The organism is Cupriavidus laharis (assembly GCF_914271435.1).
Taxonomy (GTDB): domain Bacteria; phylum Pseudomonadota; class Gammaproteobacteria; order Burkholderiales; family Burkholderiaceae; genus Cupriavidus; species Cupriavidus laharis.
On record NZ_CAJZAI010000005.1, the window covers coordinates 185,048 to 201,704 of the forward strand.

General features: G+C 63.5%; 16 protein-coding genes. All 16 read left to right on the forward strand.

Features of this window, described 5'->3' with window-relative positions; all coding sequences use genetic code 11:
• Nucleotides 1-14 precede the first annotated feature (14 nt).
• The 16 genes from rsmG to LDO29_RS13050 all read left to right on the forward strand — a co-directional run bounded on the left by rsmG (nt 15) and on the right by LDO29_RS13050 (nt 16,470).
• Nucleotides 15-701 carry a 16S rRNA (guanine(527)-N(7))-methyltransferase RsmG gene (rsmG, locus tag LDO29_RS12975; protein WP_396022660.1) on the forward strand — a complete coding sequence of 229 codons (687 nt, stop codon included), beginning with the start codon at nt 15-17 and terminating at the stop codon, nt 699-701.
• An 82-nt stretch (nt 702-783) separates the two neighbouring features.
• Nucleotides 784-1,590 carry a ParA family protein gene (locus LDO29_RS12980; RefSeq protein ID WP_224080193.1) on the forward strand — a complete coding sequence of 269 codons (807 nt, stop codon included), beginning with the start codon at nt 784-786 and terminating at the stop codon, nt 1,588-1,590.
• A 2-nt stretch (nt 1,591-1,592) separates the two neighbouring features.
• Nucleotides 1,593-2,495 carry a ParB/RepB/Spo0J family partition protein gene (locus LDO29_RS12985; RefSeq protein ID WP_224080194.1) on the forward strand — a complete coding sequence of 301 codons (903 nt, stop codon included), beginning with the start codon at nt 1,593-1,595 and terminating at the stop codon, nt 2,493-2,495.
• A 321-nt stretch (nt 2,496-2,816) separates the two neighbouring features.
• Complete coding sequence (locus tag LDO29_RS12990; protein ID WP_224080195.1) at nt 2,817-3,320, forward strand: ATP synthase subunit I; 504 nt, start codon at nt 2,817-2,819, stop codon at nt 3,318-3,320.
• Nucleotides 3,321-3,562: 242 nt separating this feature from the next.
• Nucleotides 3,563-4,429: a F0F1 ATP synthase subunit A gene (gene atpB / locus LDO29_RS12995; protein ID WP_224080196.1), complete on the forward strand. Its 867-nt coding sequence runs from the start codon at nt 3,563-3,565 to the stop codon at nt 4,427-4,429.
• 71 nt (nt 4,430-4,500) lie between these two features.
• Nucleotides 4,501-4,767: a F0F1 ATP synthase subunit C gene (gene atpE, locus LDO29_RS13000; RefSeq protein WP_011299478.1), complete on the forward strand. Its 267-nt coding sequence runs from the start codon at nt 4,501-4,503 to the stop codon at nt 4,765-4,767.
• 100 nt (nt 4,768-4,867) lie between these two features.
• Nucleotides 4,868-5,338 (forward strand): F0F1 ATP synthase subunit B, encoded by a 471-nt coding sequence (locus LDO29_RS13005; protein ID WP_224080197.1) that lies wholly within the window; start codon nt 4,868-4,870, stop codon nt 5,336-5,338.
• Nucleotides 5,339-5,340: 2 nt separating this feature from the next.
• A complete protein-coding gene (locus LDO29_RS13010) occupies nt 5,341-5,880 on the forward strand; it encodes a F0F1 ATP synthase subunit delta (RefSeq protein WP_224080198.1) in 540 nt (179 codons plus the stop codon).
• A gap of 38 nt (nt 5,881-5,918) precedes the next feature.
• A complete protein-coding gene (gene atpA, locus LDO29_RS13015; protein WP_224080199.1) occupies nt 5,919-7,460 on the forward strand; it encodes a F0F1 ATP synthase subunit alpha in 1,542 nt (513 codons plus the stop codon).
• A 76-nt stretch (nt 7,461-7,536) separates the two neighbouring features.
• Nucleotides 7,537-8,412, forward strand: coding sequence for a F0F1 ATP synthase subunit gamma (atpG, locus tag LDO29_RS13020; protein WP_133097849.1), 876 nt, complete (start codon nt 7,537-7,539; stop codon nt 8,410-8,412).
• 33 nt (nt 8,413-8,445) lie between these two features.
• The gene (gene atpD / locus LDO29_RS13025; RefSeq protein WP_224001735.1) at nt 8,446-9,849 is read left to right on the forward strand and encodes a F0F1 ATP synthase subunit beta; all 1,404 of its coding nucleotides are present in this window, start codon (nt 8,446-8,448) and stop codon (nt 9,847-9,849) included.
• Between the two features lie 99 nt (nt 9,850-9,948).
• Entirely contained in the window at nt 9,949-10,365 is a 417-nt protein-coding gene (locus tag LDO29_RS13030; RefSeq protein ID WP_224080200.1) for a F0F1 ATP synthase subunit epsilon, read from the forward strand.
• A 679-nt stretch (nt 10,366-11,044) separates the two neighbouring features.
• Nucleotides 11,045-11,482: a CoA-binding protein gene (locus tag LDO29_RS13035; protein WP_224080201.1), complete on the forward strand. Its 438-nt coding sequence runs from the start codon at nt 11,045-11,047 to the stop codon at nt 11,480-11,482.
• A 37-nt stretch (nt 11,483-11,519) separates the two neighbouring features.
• Nucleotides 11,520-12,476, forward strand: coding sequence for an alpha/beta hydrolase (locus LDO29_RS13040; RefSeq protein ID WP_224080202.1), 957 nt, complete (start codon nt 11,520-11,522; stop codon nt 12,474-12,476).
• An 81-nt stretch (nt 12,477-12,557) separates the two neighbouring features.
• Nucleotides 12,558-13,649: a uroporphyrinogen decarboxylase gene (gene hemE, locus LDO29_RS13045; RefSeq protein ID WP_224080203.1), complete on the forward strand. Its 1,092-nt coding sequence runs from the start codon at nt 12,558-12,560 to the stop codon at nt 13,647-13,649.
• Nucleotides 13,650-14,184: 535 nt separating this feature from the next.
• On the forward strand, nt 14,185-16,470 hold the full coding sequence (locus tag LDO29_RS13050; RefSeq protein ID WP_224080204.1) for a primosomal protein N': 2,286 nt from the start codon (nt 14,185-14,187) through the stop codon (nt 16,468-16,470).
• Nucleotides 16,471-16,657: the final 187 nt, after the last annotated feature.

Genomic DNA, 16,657 nt, shown 5'->3' on the forward strand with positions numbered 1-16,657 from the left:
GCCAACGACACACCGTGATCGACGACGCAGCCCAGCGTCGTCGCCTGGAGGCCGGCCTGGCCGAGATCGGCCTGGCGTTGCCTTCGGACCGCATCGACACGCTGTTCGCGTACCTTGCGCTGCTGCGCAAGTGGAATGGCGTCTATAACCTCACCGCGATCCGCCATCCAGATGAAATGCTGACGCATCATCTGCTGGATTCGCTGGCTGCCGTCCCGGCGCTGGCGGAGGCGGCACGTTCGACGGCGGTGGCCGGCGGTGCGCGGGGCAGGGTGCTCGACGTGGGTTCGGGTGGTGGCATGCCGGGCTTGCCACTTGCGATTTCGTGCCCCGATGTCTCCGTGCTGATGGTCGACATCGTGCAGAAGAAGACAGCTTTCCTGACACAGTGCCGTGCCCAGCTTGGCCTGCCGAATGCCGCAGCCCACTGGGGGCCGGTCGAGAAGCTGGAAGACACGAATAAATTTGCGGTGATTACGTCACGTGCATTCGCGGAGCTGACCGACTTCGTCAACCTCTCCGGCCATCTGCTGGCGCCGGAAGGGCGGTTGATTGCGATGAAGGGCGTGTATCCGCAGGCCGAGCTGGATCGGATGGATGCAGCGGGCCTGATGGCTGCGTGGCAGGTGGAGGAAGTGCGGCGACTGACGGTGCCCGGGCTGGATGCCGAGCGCCATCTGGTGTTCTTGTCGCGCAGGTGATATTGGCGGTGTGCGCCGCGAACCGGACGGGGCCAGCGGGCCGCGGCCGGATGAAGAATTCAATCGGGAGCCTCAGGAGCATATGGCCAAGGTATTCGTGATCGCAAACCAGAAGGGCGGGGTGGGCAAGACCACCACGACGGTGAACCTCGCCGCGGGACTGGCTGCGCAGGACCAGCGCGTGCTGCTGGTCGACCTGGATCCGCAGGGCAATGCCTCGATGGGTTCGGGCATCGACAAGCATTCGTTGGAACACAGCGTGTACCAGGTGCTGGTCGGTCTGGCCTCCGTTTCGCAGGCACGCCAGCGTTCGGAAACCGGCAGGTATGACGTGCTGCCCGCCAACCGCGAGCTGGCCGGCGCGGAAGTCGAACTCGTGGAACTGGACCAACGCGAGCGCCGGCTCAAGCAGGCCATTGCCGAGGTCGACGATCAGTACGACTTCGTGCTGATCGACTGCCCGCCGTCGCTGTCGCTGCTGACGCTGAATGGCCTGTGCGCGGCGCATGGCGTGATTGTCCCGATGCAGTGCGAATACTTCGCGCTCGAAGGATTGTCCGACCTGGTCAACACCATCAAGCAGGTACATGCGAACCTGAACCGTGAACTGAAGGTGATCGGCCTGTTGCGTGTCATGTTCGATCCGCGTGTCACGCTGCAGCAGCAGGTATCGGCTCAGCTCGAATCGCACTTCGGCGACAAGGTTTTCAAGACCCTGATCCCGCGCAACGTGCGCCTGGCCGAGGCGCCTTCCTATGGCATGCCGGGCGTTGCCTTCGATCCATCGTCGAAGGGCGCCAAGGCTTATCTCGACTTCGGCGCCGAGATGATCGCCCGTGTCAGGCAGCTGTCGGCGCCGGAAGCTGCCACCGCCATGCAAGGACAGTGACCATGAGCACCGTGAAGAAGAAGGGTCTGGGCCGCGGCCTGGAAGCCCTGCTGGGTGGACCTGCAGAGATCGTCGAGACCGCGAAGCAGGAGGGCGCGCCCACCGTGCTGCGCCTGGACCAGCTTCAGCCGGGCAAGTACCAGCCGCGCACGCGCATGGATGAGGGCGCCTTGCAGGAACTTGCCGCGAGCATCCGTGCGCAGGGCCTGATGCAGCCGATCCTGGTGCGGCGCGTGGCAGAGCCCGACCGCTACGAGATCATTGCCGGCGAACGGCGCTTCCGCGCGTCAAAGATCGCCGGGCTCGACAAGGTGCCGGTGCTCGTGAAGGAGGTCACCGACGAAGCGGCGGCGGCCATGGCGCTGATCGAGAATATCCAGCGCGAAGACCTCAATCCGCTCGAGGAAGCGCAAGGCATCATGCGACTGATCCGCGAGTTCCGCTTCACGCATGAACAGGCCGCGGAGTCGGTGGGCCGTTCGCGCAGCGCGGTGTCCAACCTGCTGCGCCTGCTGAACCTGGCCGCGCCGGTGCAGACCATGCTGATGGCGGGCGATCTCGACATGGGTCACGCGCGTGCGCTGCTGGCGGTCGATGGCGCGAACCAGATCACGCTGGCCAACCAGATCATCAACAAGCGTTTGTCGGTGCGCGAGACCGAGAAGCTGGTGGCGTCCACGCTCAAGCCGTTCGAGCTGAAGTCGCTCAAGCACAAGACCGGCAATGGCATGCGCGACGTTGCGCGGCTGGAAGAAGAATTGTCGGATGCGCTCGGGCTGTCGGTGCAGATCAAGCTCGGTGTGCGCGGCAAGGGCCAGCTCACCATTCACTTCACCAACAACGAAGCGCTCGATGGCGTGCTCGCGCGTTTGCGCGATGCGAGTGAAGGGCAGCGGGTAGCCTGAAAAGCTGCGCGATAAACGGCCATTTGCAGGCTCACTGTTGCAATCACGCAGCAGTTAACAATCCGATGTTCGGTTAACGTACCGGGCAGTCGCGAATCCACCATCATGCGTCACGCAGGTTGCGCAATCCAATTACGTCAAGCGTCGTTGCTGCGCAATTTCAACGAAGCCATCATGCAATCGTGATGGCAACCGTTGTGCAGTTTGCCGTTGCAAGCAAACTGTAAGTACATTGACGCGACTCAGTAGTTCCCCTTAAAATCGTGCGGTTTGAATTCTGGTCGGGCCGAAAAGTTCCGGCCTGAATGAGGCAGGCAGGTAGTGGTGCGAGACCGTCAGCAGCAAAACGATTCGCGTCGGGCAGACGCCGGTCATGATGACTGGGATTCTGACGCAGAACGTGAAGAAGAAGCTGTCGATCCGCTGTCACACGCCGAAGCGGTGACACTGTTTGGCGAACGCGCGTTGCGTCCTTCGCGCATGACACCCGGCAAGGTAGTGCTGGCGCAGGTGGTTGTGACCCTGCTCTCGGCATTGTGCTGGGCACTGTTCGGCAAGCAGGCGGGACCGTACGGCTGGTCCGCTTTGTTCGGCGGTGCGGTGTGTTTCGTGCCGAGCGGATTCTTCGCGTTGCGCCTGTGGATGGCGCGCGAGCGGGCTTCAGTCGGCGGGCTGGTGATGGGCGAGGCGATCAAGGTGTTCGCCACCGTCGCGCTGCTCGTGCTGGTGGTGGTGCTGTACCGCGATCTGCGCTGGGTGCCGATGCTTGTCACGTTCCTGCTTGCGCTCAAGACGTATTGGGTGGTGGCGATGGCGATTCGGTAAACGGTAGCGCCAGGCCAGCCGCACGAAGTGTGTGCTTCATGCAGAAGTGGGGCACCAAAACGGAATATCAAGATCCTCGGTGCATGGTTTCACAGTGGTGAAACCATGGGCCGACAAAGTTTGACCCGCTTGCATGGCGGTGACCGGCCACGATGGCCGAAGGCAATGCAAGACGCGTACCGGCTGCCCGCCAATGCGAGGGTGCCGGCTCAACGATTTCGCAATATACCGTTCGTTTCGACATGTCAGAAGCTATCCAAGGCGCCGAACACGCGCTGACACCCTCCGGCTATATCGCCGAACACTTGCAGAACTTGAATTCGGTCGGCGGCAAGCAAGCGTCGGTGGTCGATTTCTCCGTGCTCAACTATGACACGGTGTTCTGGTCCGTGCTGTGCGGCGCCATCGCCGTGATCTTCCTCTTGATCGCCGCGCGTCGCGTTCACGCAGGCGTGCCGGGCCGCTTCCAGGCCTTCGTCGAGATGATCGTCGAGATGGTCGACGACCAGGCCAAGGGCATCATTCACGGCGACCGTTCGTGGATTGCTCCGCTGGCGCTGATGGTGTTCTGCTGGATCACCATGATGAACGCCATCGACCTGATTCCGGTCGACTGGGTCACCGGCCTGAACAACCTCCTCGGTATTTTCCACATTCATCTTCCGCACCACCGCGCCGTGGCCACGGCTGACCTGAACGGTACGCTGGGCATGTCGTGCTCGGTGCTGGTGCTGATGATCTACTACAGCTTCAAGATCAAGGGCACGGGCGGCTTCATGCACGAACTGTTCTCGGCCCCGTTCGGCGCCAAGTGGTACCTGGCTCCGTTCAACCTGATCCTGAACATCATCGAATTCCTGGCCAAGGCCGTGTCGCTCGGCATGCGGTTGTTCGGCAACATGTATGCCGGCGAACTCGTGTTCCTGCTGATCGCACTGCTGGGTTCCATCTGGACGTTCAGTGCTGACCTGTCGGCGCTGGGCTTTGTCGGCCACGTCGTCGCCGGCACGGTCTGGGCGATCTTCCACATCCTGATCGTGCTGCTCCAGGCCTTCATTTTCATGATGCTGACGCTGGTGTACATCGGCCAGGCTCACGATCACCACTGATCGCTGCAGATTTTAGGTTTTTGGTTTTTTGGTTTTTTGGTTCTAAGTCTCTCTAAATTAAAGGAGTCATCATGCAAGCATTTCTCGCCAACATCCAGGGTCTGACCGCCATCGGTATCGGCATCATCATCGGTCTGGGCGCTATCGGCGCCTGCCTGGGTATCGCCCTGATGGGCGGCAAGTACATTGAAGCCTGCGCACGTCAGCCCGAGCTGATGAACCCGCTGCAGACCAAGATGTTCCTGCTGGCTGGCCTGATCGACGCGGCGTTCCTGATCGGCGTGGGTGTTGCCATGCTGTTCGCCTTCGCCAACCCGCTGCTGGCTGTCATTCAGTAATTTCTTTTCGGTCTGCATGATGCTGACGGGCGGCGCAGGCCATCAGCCTGGCCGCCTTTTGTGCATTTATCTGTAGTTTGATTACCGAAAGGAACACACCATGAATCTGAACGCAACGTTTTTTGCGCAGATGGTCGTGTTCTTCATCCTGTGGTGGGTTGTTGCCAAATTCATTTGGCCGCCGCTGGTGAAGGCGCTCGACGAACGCGCAAAGAAGATCGCCGATGGCCTCGCCGCTGCCGAGAAGGGCAAGGCCGAGCTTGAACTCGCCAACAAGCGTGTGGACCAGGCTATGGCCGAAGCCCGCACCGAGGGTGCTCAACGCGTCGCTGACGCCGAGAAGCGCGCCCAGCTGACGGCGGACGAGATCAAGCAGAACGCCCAGGCGGAAGCCGCACGCATCATTGCCCAGGCCAAGGCCGAAGCAGAGCAGCAAGTGACCCGCGCACGTGAAGATCTGCGCGACCAGGTCGCTGTGCTGGCAGTCAAGGGTGCCGAGCAGATCCTCAAGCGCGAAGTGAACGCGCAGGTCCACGCCGACCTGCTCAATCAACTCAAAGCTGAGCTCTAATCATGGCCGAAACCGCAACCATTGCCCGTCCCTACGCTGAGGCGCTGTTCCGCGTCGCCAGCGAAGCCGGCAATCTGGGTGCATGGTCCGAGCTGGTGTCGGAGATGGGGCAGATTGCCGCCAACCCCGACATGAAGGCGCTCGCCGACGATCCGAACGTTCCCGGCGAGAAGCTGGCCGAACTGTTCCTGTCGGTGGTGAAGTCCCCGGTCACTGACGAGGCACGCCGCTTCGTCAAGCTGCTGGTGGAAAACAACCGCCTGACGGTGATGCCGGAAGTCGCCGAGCAGTTCCATGCGCTCAAGAACGCCCGCGAAGGATCGTCGGACGTCGAGATCACCAGTGCATTCCCGCTGGATGGTCAACCACTGAACGACCTGGTCGCTGCGCTCGAACGCAAGTTCGGCCGCAAGCTGTACGCGAAGGTGGCGGTGGATCCGTCCCTGATCGGCGGCGTGTGCGTCAAGGTCGGCGACGAAGTGCTCGACACCTCCGTGCGTGCGCGCCTGGCTGCCATGCAAACCGCGCTGACCGCCGTCTGACCGGCCGTCCGTCGGATTGAAGAATTAGGAGCATTGTGATGCAACTGAACCCCTCAGAAATCAGCGAGCTGATCAAGACCCGCATCTCGGGTCTTGGCGCCGAAGCTGAAGTGCGCAACACCGGCACGGTGATTTCCGTGACCGATGGTATCTGCCGCGTGCATGGCCTGTCTGGCGTGATGCAGGGCGAGATGCTGGAATTCCCCGGCAACACCTTCGGCCTCGCGCTGAACCTCGAGCGCGACTCCGTCGGCGCCGTGGTCCTGGGTGACTACGAACACATTTCGGAAGGCGACACGGTCAAGTGCACCGGCCGCATTCTGGAAGTGCCCGTTGGCAAGGAACTGCTGGGCCGCGTGGTGAACACGCTGGGCCAGCCGATCGACGGCAAGGGCCCGATCAACGCGAAGGAAACCGACGTGATCGAAAAGGTCGCGCCGGGCGTGATCGCGCGTCAGTCGGTGAGCCAGCCGGTGCAGACCGGCCTGAAGTCGATCGACTCCATGGTGCCGATCGGCCGTGGCCAGCGCGAGCTGATCATTGGCGACCGCCAGACCGGCAAGACCGCCGTGGCCGTGGATGCGATCATCAACCAGAAGGGCAAGGGCATGTACTGCGTGTACGTCGCCATTGGCCAGAAGGCTTCGACGATCGCCAACGTGGTGCGCAAGCTGGAAGAGCACGGCGCGATGGAATACACCGTCGTCGTGGCCGCCGCCGCTTCGGACTCGGCCGCCATGCAGTACCTGGCTGCCTACGCCGGCTGCACGATGGGCGAATACTTCCGCGACCGCGGCGAAGACGCGCTGATCGTTTATGACGATCTGACCAAGCAAGCCTGGGCCTACCGCCAGGTGTCGCTGCTGCTGCGCCGCCCGCCGGGCCGCGAAGCCTACCCGGGCGACGTGTTCTACCTGCACTCGCGCCTGCTGGAGCGTGCTGCCCGCGTGAACGAAGACTACGTCGAGAAGTTCACCAACGGTGCCGTCAAGGGCAAGACCGGTTCGCTGACCGCGCTGCCGATTATCGAAACGCAGGCCGGCGACGTGTCCGCGTTCGTGCCGACCAACGTGATCTCGATCACCGACGGCCAGATCTTCCTGGAAACCGACCTGTTCAACGCCGGTATCCGTCCCGCCATTAACGCCGGTATCTCGGTGTCGCGCGTGGGTGGTGCTGCACAGACCAAGGTGGTGAAGAACCTGTCAGGCGGTATCCGTACCGACCTGGCCCAGTACCGTGAACTGGCTGCGTTCGCGCAGTTTGCTTCGGACCTGGACGATGCCACCCGCAAGCAGCTGGAGCGCGGCCGCCGCGTGACCGAACTGCTGAAGCAGGCGCAATACCAGCCGCAGCAAGTGTGGCAGCTGGCCGCATCGCTGTTCGCCGCCAACAACGGCTTCCTCGACAACGTGGAAGTGAAGGACATTCTGCCGTTCGAGAAGGGCCTGCACGACCATCTGAAGACGAAGTACGCCGACCTCGTCAACCGCATCGAAGAGACCAAGCAGCTCTCGAAGGAAGATGAGCCCGCCCTGCGTGCCGCGATCGAGGATTTCAAGAAGTCCGCCGCGTTCTAACCACCGCGTGATTCCACGAAACCACTGCTGCGCCTGAGCGTTCAGTCGCGGCAGCGGTTCGGACGGAGAGGAAGATATGGCCGGAACGAAAGAAATTCGAACCAAGATCAAGAGCGTGCAGAACACGCGCAAGATCACCAAGGCGATGGAGATGGTCGCCGCATCCAAGATGCGCAAGGCGCAAGAGCGGATGCGCAATGCCCGTCCCTATGCCGAGAAAGTGCGCAACATTGCGGCGCACCTGGCTTCGGCCAACCCCGAGTTCAAGCACCCGTTCATGCAGGAGCGCGAAGTCAAGCGCGTCGGCATGATCGTGGTCACGACCGACAAGGGGCTGTGCGGCGGCCTGAACACGAACGTGCTGCGCGCGGTGACCAACGAGCTGAAGAGCCTGCAGGGCCGCGGCGTGGATGTGCAAGCCACTGCCATCGGCAGCAAGGGCATGCAGTTCCTGAGCCGCATCGGCGCCAAGGTGGCCTCGAATGTGGTGCAGCTCGGCGATACCCCGCACCTGGAAAAGCTGATCGGCGCGATCAAGGTCCAGCTCGACGCATTCACCAACGGTGAAGTCGACGCGGTGTACCTGGCGTACACCAAGTTCATCAACACGATGAAGCAGGAACCGATGGTTGAGCAGCTGTTGCCGCTCGCCGCCGACAAGCTGTCGCAGACGGAAGAAGAGAAGCGCGCCTACTCGTGGGATTACATCTACGAGCCTGACGCGCAGACCGTGGTGGAAGAGCTGTTGGTCCGCTACGTCGAGGCGCTGGTGTACCAGGCTGTGGCCGAGAACATGGCGTCCGAGCAGTCGGCGCGCATGGTGGCCATGAAGGCAGCATCCGACAACGCGAAGAACGTGATCGGCGAACTGCAGCTGGACTACAACAAGACCCGGCAGGCAGCGATCACCAAGGAACTGTCGGAGATCGTCAGCGGCGCGGCAGCGGTCTGAGGCGTCAAGAATTCAAGCTATCGGAGATACGAAATGAGTATCGGAAATATTGTGCAGTGCATTGGCGCCGTGGTGGACATCGAGTTCCCGCGCGACGCAATGCCGAAGGTGTATGACGCGCTGGTGCTGGAAGACAGCAGCGAAACGTCGTTCGCCGAGAAGGGCCTGACGTTCGAAGTCCAGCAGCAGCTGGGTGACGGCGTGGTGCGTACCATTGCCCTCGGTTCGTCGGACGGCCTGCGCCGTGGCATGGCCGTGAAGAACACCGAAGCGCCGATCTCGGTGCCGGTGGGTCAGGGCACGCTGGGCCGCATCATGGACGTTCTGGGTCGCCCCATCGACGAAGCTGGCCCGATCGCTTCGGACGAGCGTCGCGCGATTCACCAGAAGGCACCGAAGTTCGACGAACTGTCGCCTTCGACCGACCTGCTGGAAACCGGCATCAAGGTGATCGACCTGATCTGCCCGTTCGCAAAGGGCGGCAAGGTTGGCCTGTTCGGTGGTGCTGGCGTGGGCAAGACCGTCAACATGATGGAGCTCATCAACAACATCGCCAAGCAGCACAGCGGTCTGTCGGTGTTCGCCGGCGTGGGCGAGCGTACCCGTGAAGGGAACGACTTCTACCACGAAATGAAGGACTCGAACGTGCTCGACAAGGTGGCCATGGTGTTCGGCCAGATGAACGAGCCGCCGGGCAACCGTCTGCGCGTGGCACTCTCCGGCCTGACCATGGCCGAGAAGTTCCGCGACGAAGGCCGCGACATCCTGTTCTTCGTCGACAACATCTACCGCTACACGCTGGCCGGTACCGAAGTGTCGGCACTGCTGGGCCGTATGCCTTCCGCCGTGGGCTACCAGCCGACGCTGGCTGAAGAAATGGGCAAGCTGCAGGAACGTATTACGTCGACCAAGACTGGCTCGATCACGTCGATCCAGGCCGTGTACGTGCCTGCGGATGACTTGACCGACCCGTCGCCGGCAACCACCTTCCTGCACTTGGACTCGACCCTGGTGCTGTCGCGTGACATCGCCGCTCTGGGTATCTACCCCGCAGTGGATCCGCTCGACTCGACCTCGCGTCAGATGGACCCGCAGGTTGTGGGCCAGGAGCACTACAACGTCGCGCGCGCCGTTCAGCAGACCCTGCAGCGCTACAAGGAACTGCGCGACATCATCGCGATTCTGGGCATGGACGAACTGTCGCCGGAAGACAAGATGGCCGTGAACCGCGCGCGTAAGATCCAGCGTTTCCTGTCGCAGCCGTTCCACGTGGCCGAAGTGTTCACGGGTTCGCCGGGCAAGTACGTGCCGCTGAAGGAAACCATCCGTGGTTTCAAGATGCTGGTGGATGGCGAGTGCGATCACCTGCCCGAGCAGGCGTTCTACATGGTCGGCTCGATCGACGAAGCCTTCGAGAAGGCCAAGAAGCTCCAGTAAGCCTCGCTTTGGTACTCCCGCGCCCTGGTGCGGGAGTGGCGGCAGGCCGCCTTGCGCAGTCTGCCGTCAGAAGTGAAGCGAACGGACAAAGGAATTCATATGGCAACCATTCTTGTAGACGTCGTCAGCGCGGAAGCGTCGATCTTCTCCGGCCAGGCGAAGTTCGTGGCGCTGCCGGGCGAGTCGGGTGAGCTGGGCATCCTGCCGGGCCACACGCCGCTGATTACGCGTATCCAGCCGGGCGCCGTGCGTATCGAGAAGGAAGACGGCAGCGAAGAGTTCGTGTTCGTTGCCGGCGGCATTCTCGAAGTCCAGCCGAAGCATGTCACCGTGCTGGCCGATACCGCCATCCGCGGTACCGACCTGGACGAAGCCAAGGCGCAGGAAGCCAAGCGTGCCGCCGAAGAGCTGATGCAGAACCAGAGCAGCGATCTGGACATTGCACGCGCTCAAAGCGAGCTCGCCGTGGCCGCCGCGCAACTGGCTGCCATCGCCCGTCTGCGTCGTAAGAAGTAAGCAACAAGCAGTACCTGGCGCACTGTTGTTTTTTCGGTGCGACAGCCCAAAAAAGGCAGCCACGCGGCTGCCTTTTTTGTTGGGCTGGAGATATCCTTCAGCTGTTCTGGACAAAAAAAAGCGCGCGGGCCGGGGAGGCTCCGCGCGGACGGGAAAATCCCTTCGAGGGGTCAATTCGAAGGAACGGGTTCGGTCCAGGACTACTAAGGCGCAGCGAATCACGTTCGCAAAAGCGGCCAACAAGGCCACGCGCCACCGGGTCTTCCTGGTATCCGGCCAGCAGGCATCGCCTGCTCGGCCGGAAAATCGGGAATCACTGCCAAAGGCTTTCTTCAGCGCCCCATCTTCTGACTTCTCGCTTCTTCGCGGGGCGCGATCCACCAAACGTCGGTGTGTCAATGCATTGTGGGGGAAAGTCCCTGCAATGGCAGTAACAAAATGTATCCTTTTGCAAGAAGTTGAAAGCCGTGTCGGTGTAAATGAAACGCCATGCGCACATTGGCGCGGCCATGCATCACTTTTTTCCGGCTTGAGTCTCTGACGCGCAACTTCTTGCATCCGGATCGCATGTGTGATGGCGAACTATGCGACGTTTTCGGCGCCACGCGTCGTTCGCGGTTACGATTGCTCCGTTCGAACCACGCCCGGCGACTGCCGTGGCAATGTAACGGAGCCCGTGATGACAGGTATGCAGGACGCGGTACGGAAGATGCTCGGCATGAAGACCGTGGCCATTGTCGGTTTGTCGGACCGTGCCGACCGTCCGAGCCATGAAGTTGCCGAGTTCCTGCAGCAGCATGGTTTCCACATCATCCCGGTCAACCCACGCCATGCCGGTGAGCGAATCCTCGGAGAGCCCTGCCACGCCAGCTTGCAGGACGCGGCCAGGGCGATCCGGGATCAGGGCGGACGCATCGACTGGGTCGACATCTTTCGCCGTGCCGAGGATACGCCGCCGGTGGTGGCGGATGCCATTGCCATTGGCGCGCGCGGCGTATGGCTGCAGCTTGGCATCGTGAATGATGCCGCGATCGACCAGGCCCGTGCAGCCGGACTGCTGGCGGTGCAGGATTGCTGCAGCAAGATCGAACTGACCCGGCAGCTTGGGCTGTCCTGAGTCCCGCGTTGCCCGAATCCCTCTTTGCCTGACCCCGATGGCTATCGATCCGCAACTCCTTGCTTACTACCGCCGCCTGGCAGCGCAATACGCTGGCGCGCCCGTACCCGTTGATGCGCCCGCACGGCGCGCACGCTTCGCGGAAGTCGCAGCCTCGTCGGTGGTGCCAGATCCTGCCGGCATTACATGGACAGACCTTCCGGTGGCGCTGAACGGCAGAGCGCTGACGGCCCGCCTGTTCAGGCATGCAACCAATGAGCCTGCACGGCTGGTCGTCTATTTTCACGGTGGCGGCTGGGTAGTCGGTTCGCATCGGACCCACCATACCGTTGCTGCGCTGCTGGCCGCCGACACCGGCTGTGCCGTGGCGAGCGTGGACTATCGGCTTGCGCCCGAGTACCCATTTCCCGTGCCTTGCGATGACGCCGTCGAGGCAGTGCAGTGGTTTGCCGGACAGCGGGCGTCGCTGGGGCTCGATACCGGCTTCCTGGCTGTGGCCGGCGACAGTGCCGGCGGGCACCTGGCCGCGCTCGCGGCCCAGCGGGTCAACGCCGAAGCCGGCCGGCACGTAGTGGGAGCGCAACTGCTGGTCTACCCCGTCACCGCGCCCGTGCTCAGTACGGAAAGCTACCGCGCCTTCGCCGATGGCCCTGGCCTGACGCGCGACGAAATGGCCTGGTTCTGGACCCAGTTCATTGGCGCCGACGGCCTGGCGCGCGGCGTGCAGCACGACGATCCGCGCGTCCACCTGATGGCGAAGGCTCCGCCAATGCAGCCGCCGGCCACCGCCATCGTCGTGGCTGCCAACGACGTGCTGCGCGATGACGGTCTCGCCTATGCCGATTTCCTCGTCCGCCACGACACCACCGTGGTCACGATCGAAGCCGGTGGCATGACGCACGGCTTCGCCCGCCTGCAGCCCGATGCGCCGCGTGCCCGCGAATGGATGCAGCGCGCCGCCCGGGCCTTCACCAGCCTGTTCGACGAGGCATAGCGTTCCGGCACACCGGCCCGTCGCGTCAGGCACCGGCGGGCCGTGGCCATCCCTTAGAATGGCGGTCTTACGAGGATGACCATGACCGCACTGCAGAACGATACTTTCCTGCGCGCGCTGCGCCGGCAGCCGACCGAATACACGCCGCTATGGCTGATGCGCCAAGCGGGCCGCTACCTGCCCGAGTACAACGCGACGCGCGCACGCGCCGGCAGCTTCCTGGGACTGGCCAAGAATCCCGCCTATGCGACCGAGGTGACGCTGCAGCCCCTGGACCGCTATCCGCTTGACGCTGCCATCCTGTTTTCGGACATCCTGACCGTACCCGATGCCATGGGCCTGGGCCTGTCGTTCGCCCAGGGCGAGGGCCCGCGCTTTGCCCGCCCGCTGCGCACCGAGGCCGACGTGCAGAAGCTGGCCGTACCCGATATGGCGTCGCTGCAGTACGTCTTCGATGCCGTGGCGGAAATCCGCCGCGCGCTGGTGCAGGATGGCCGCCAGCGCGTGCCGCTGATCGGCTTCTCGGGCAGCCCCTGGACGCTTGCCTGCTACATGGTCGAAGGCGGTGGCTCGGACGACTTCCGCACGGTCAAGGCGATGATGTACGGCCGCCCGGATCTCATGCACCGCATCCTGGACATCAATGCCCAGGCCGTCAGCCAGTACCTGAACGCCCAGATCGAGGCCGGTGCCCAGGCTGTGATGATTTTCGACACCTGGGGCGGCGCGCTGGCCGACGGCATGTACCAGGCGTTCTCGCTGGCCTACATGCGCAAGGTGCTGGCTGGCCTGAAGCGCGAGCATGCCGGGCAGCAGATCCCGGCCATCGTGTTCACCAAGGGCGGCGGCCTGTGGCTTGAAGGCCTCGCTGAAACCGGTGCCGACGCCATTGGCCTGGACTGGACGGTCAACCTGGCCGACGCGCGGCGTCGCACCGGCGGCCGCGTGGCGCTGCAGGGCAATATCGACCCCACGGTGCTGTTTGCCCCGGAAGCTGCCATCCGCGAACAGGTGCGTGGCGTGCTGGACAGCTATGCCGCCGCGGGCGGCAGTGATGGCCATGTGTTCAACCTGGGCCACGGTATCTCCCAATTCACACCGCCGGAAAGCGTGGCCGTACTGGTCGATGAAGTGCATCGCTACAGCCGGCAACTGCGCGCGGCGAACAACTGAACTACCGCTTGTCCCGGCAAGGCCGGCGCTGCGTGTGCCGGCAGCGGTTACCTCGCGGTGCAGCGATCCTTGCGCCAGCCACCGCCGGTGCCGCGAGAGGCGCGTCAGCGATCCTGTCAAGTAAACAATTTCATATGCATTCGCCAAAAAGGTGCTTGCAGTTGACTGTGAAGGCTTGACTTATGCACACCAATAGGTTTGCCGCAGTGCAAGAACGGGTAACCCCTTAACTCATCTGGGGGATGTTTGCAAGGTCTTGATTTTTAAGGAATTGGAAGTTTTTCAATGCCAGCGCGCTTGCCAGTGATTCCCTTGTTTTTCGGGCTTTGGCGGCATCTCGGAGCGACTTTTCAACAAAGTTATCCACAGGGCCGATGGAATTAGTGGAAAAGCAGTCATCTATCATCGACTTAGGGCCACATTTGAAGTTTTACTTTAAGTTGATGTTGCGCCGCACACAAAGCCTCCACCCGTCTCCCTTGCGTCGCATCCTGCACAACCTTCGCGCACGCGCCGTGCACCATAACCGCCTGTCATGACGTTGCCAGACGACACCGGACTGCGCGGCGCGGGCATTGTTCGCGTGGCGCTTGACACTCCCGCGGACGATTGCTTCGACTATCTTGCCGGGCCTGAAGTGTCGCCAGGTGACCTGGTGGTGGTGCCTTTCGGGCGCCGTAGCATGGTCGGGGTGGCCGTGGCGCGCGCAGCCGATTCCGCAGTGCCCGCGGAACGTCTCAAGCCGGTGTCCGGTCGGTTGGACTGGCTGGCGCCGCTGGCGGAGGAGTGGCGCGACCTGGCAGCATTCGCTGCGCGCTACTACCAGCGCTGCCTTGGTGAAGTGATGCTGCCGGCGCTGCCGCCATCACTGCGCGAACCGGAAGGCTGGCCACGCCTCGCGCAGCGCGCACGTACCGAAGCGTACCGCGTGGTGCCAGCGCACGTTCCTGCATTGCTGGAGGCTGTGCCCGTGCGCGCGCGATCCGTGCGGGCGCTCGCGCAGGCGCTGGCCGATCGCGCCGAAGGCCGCATGGTGCCGGAGCCGATGAGCCTGGCCGAGGCGCGCGAGTTGTGCGCTGCCGCGCCGGCCAGGCTGGCGGAGTGGATCGCGGCGGGGTGGGTCGAGGCGCTGGCTGCCGAACGCATCTTGCTGGTCACGGCGCCGTCGCAGGCCCCTTCGGTAGCGCCGCCCCTGCATGCGGAGCAGCGTGCGGCCGTCGAGGCCATCAGCGCCGCCGCATCGTTCGCCCCCTTCCTGCTGCATGGCGTGACCGGCAGCGGCAAGACCGAGGTCTATCTGCACGCGATGGCGCAGGTCCTGGCACGCGATCCGCACGCGCAGGTGCTGATGCTGGTGCCTGAGATCAACCTGACGCCGCAGCTCCAGTCGCGCATCGCCGCCCGGTTCCCGCACCTGCCGCTGGCGGTGCTGCACAGCGGGCTGGCCGACCAGGAGCGAAGCCTGCAATGGCTGGCCGCCCATCGTGGCGAGGCGCGCATCGTGCTCGGCACGCGCATGGCGGTAATGGCGTCCATGCCGCATCTCGCGCTGATCGTCGTCGACGAAGAGCACGATACCTCCTACAAGCAGCAGGAGGGCCTGCGCTATTCCGCACGCGACCTGGCCGTGTGGCGCGCCAAGCGGCTGGAGATCCCGGTGGTGCTGGGTTCGGCCACGCCTTCGATGGAAACCTGGTGGCGCGCGGAGCAGGGTGCCTACCGCAAGCTGGTGCTGCGCGAGCGCGCACAGGCCGAGGCGGCGCTCCCGGCCGTGCGGCTGATCGACCTGAACCATGAGCGCCAGCGCCAGCGTGCGCTGTTCGAGGGCCTGTCCATCCCGCTGCTGGAGGCGATCGACGGGCGTCTTGCGCGCGGCGAGCAGAGCCTGCTGTTCCTGAACCGCCGTGGCTATGCGCCAGTCCTCGCCTGCGATAGCTGCGGCTGGCTGTCCGGCTGCCCGCGCTGTTCCGCGTACCTGGTGCTGCACCGGCCTGAGCGACGGCTGCGCTGCCACCACTGCGGCCTGGAAGCCCCGGTGCCGCACCATTGCCCCGATTGCGGCAATGTGGATATCGCGCCGCTGGGCCGCGGCACGCAGCGCATCGAAGAAGCGCTGGCGGCACGTTTTCCACAGGCGCGCATCGCCCGCATCGATGCCGATTCCACGCGCCGCAAGGGCAGTGCGCAGGCGATGTTCGACGACGTCCATGCGGGCGAGGTCGACATCCTGGTCGGCACGCAGATGGTCGCGAAGGGGCATGACTTCCAGCGCGTCACCCTGGTCGGCGTGATCCATCCGGACGCCGCCATGTTCAGCCACGATTTCCGCGCGGCCGAGCACCTGTTTGCATCGTTGATGCAAGTGGCGGGCCGGGCAGGGCGGGCCGGGCTGCCGGGCGAGGTCCTCATCCAGACCCGCTATCCGGACGCCGCGGCATTGCAGGCCCTGCTGCGGCATGACTATGATGGATTCGCCGCCGGCCAGTTGCGCGAGCGGCGCCAGGCCGGGTTGCCCCCGTTCTGCTACCAGGTGCTGCTGACTGCCGAGCATGGCCAGCTTGAGCGGGCCTTGCAGTTCCTCCAGGCGGTTCGCCGCCTGGCCGACGGCAACGTCCTTGCGCCCGAGGTGCAACTGCACGACCCGGTGCCAATGTCGATGGTCCGCATTGCCGGCCGGGAGCGTGCGCAGATGCTGGTGGAGGCAAGCTCAAGGCCAGTATTGCAACGCTTTGTGAGTGAGTGGGTGCGGACTTTTCCGGAAGCTGGAGCGGACGCCCGGGGCGTCCGGTGGCAACTGGAAATCGACCCGCTGAGGATCTGAAGGCCGGTTTGCATATGGCTGTGGTGCAACCGTAGCAACCGGCTTTCGAGATGGTGGTTGCACTAGGTTGCACCTTTGCGTTTTTCGGGAGTAAGATCGCGCCAGCCCAGAGGTTGCGCAGGTCGGGCCCCTATGCCGTCCAGGCCGGTCCTGGCGGCATCGACCCGCAGCCTTGTCTTACGGAGAA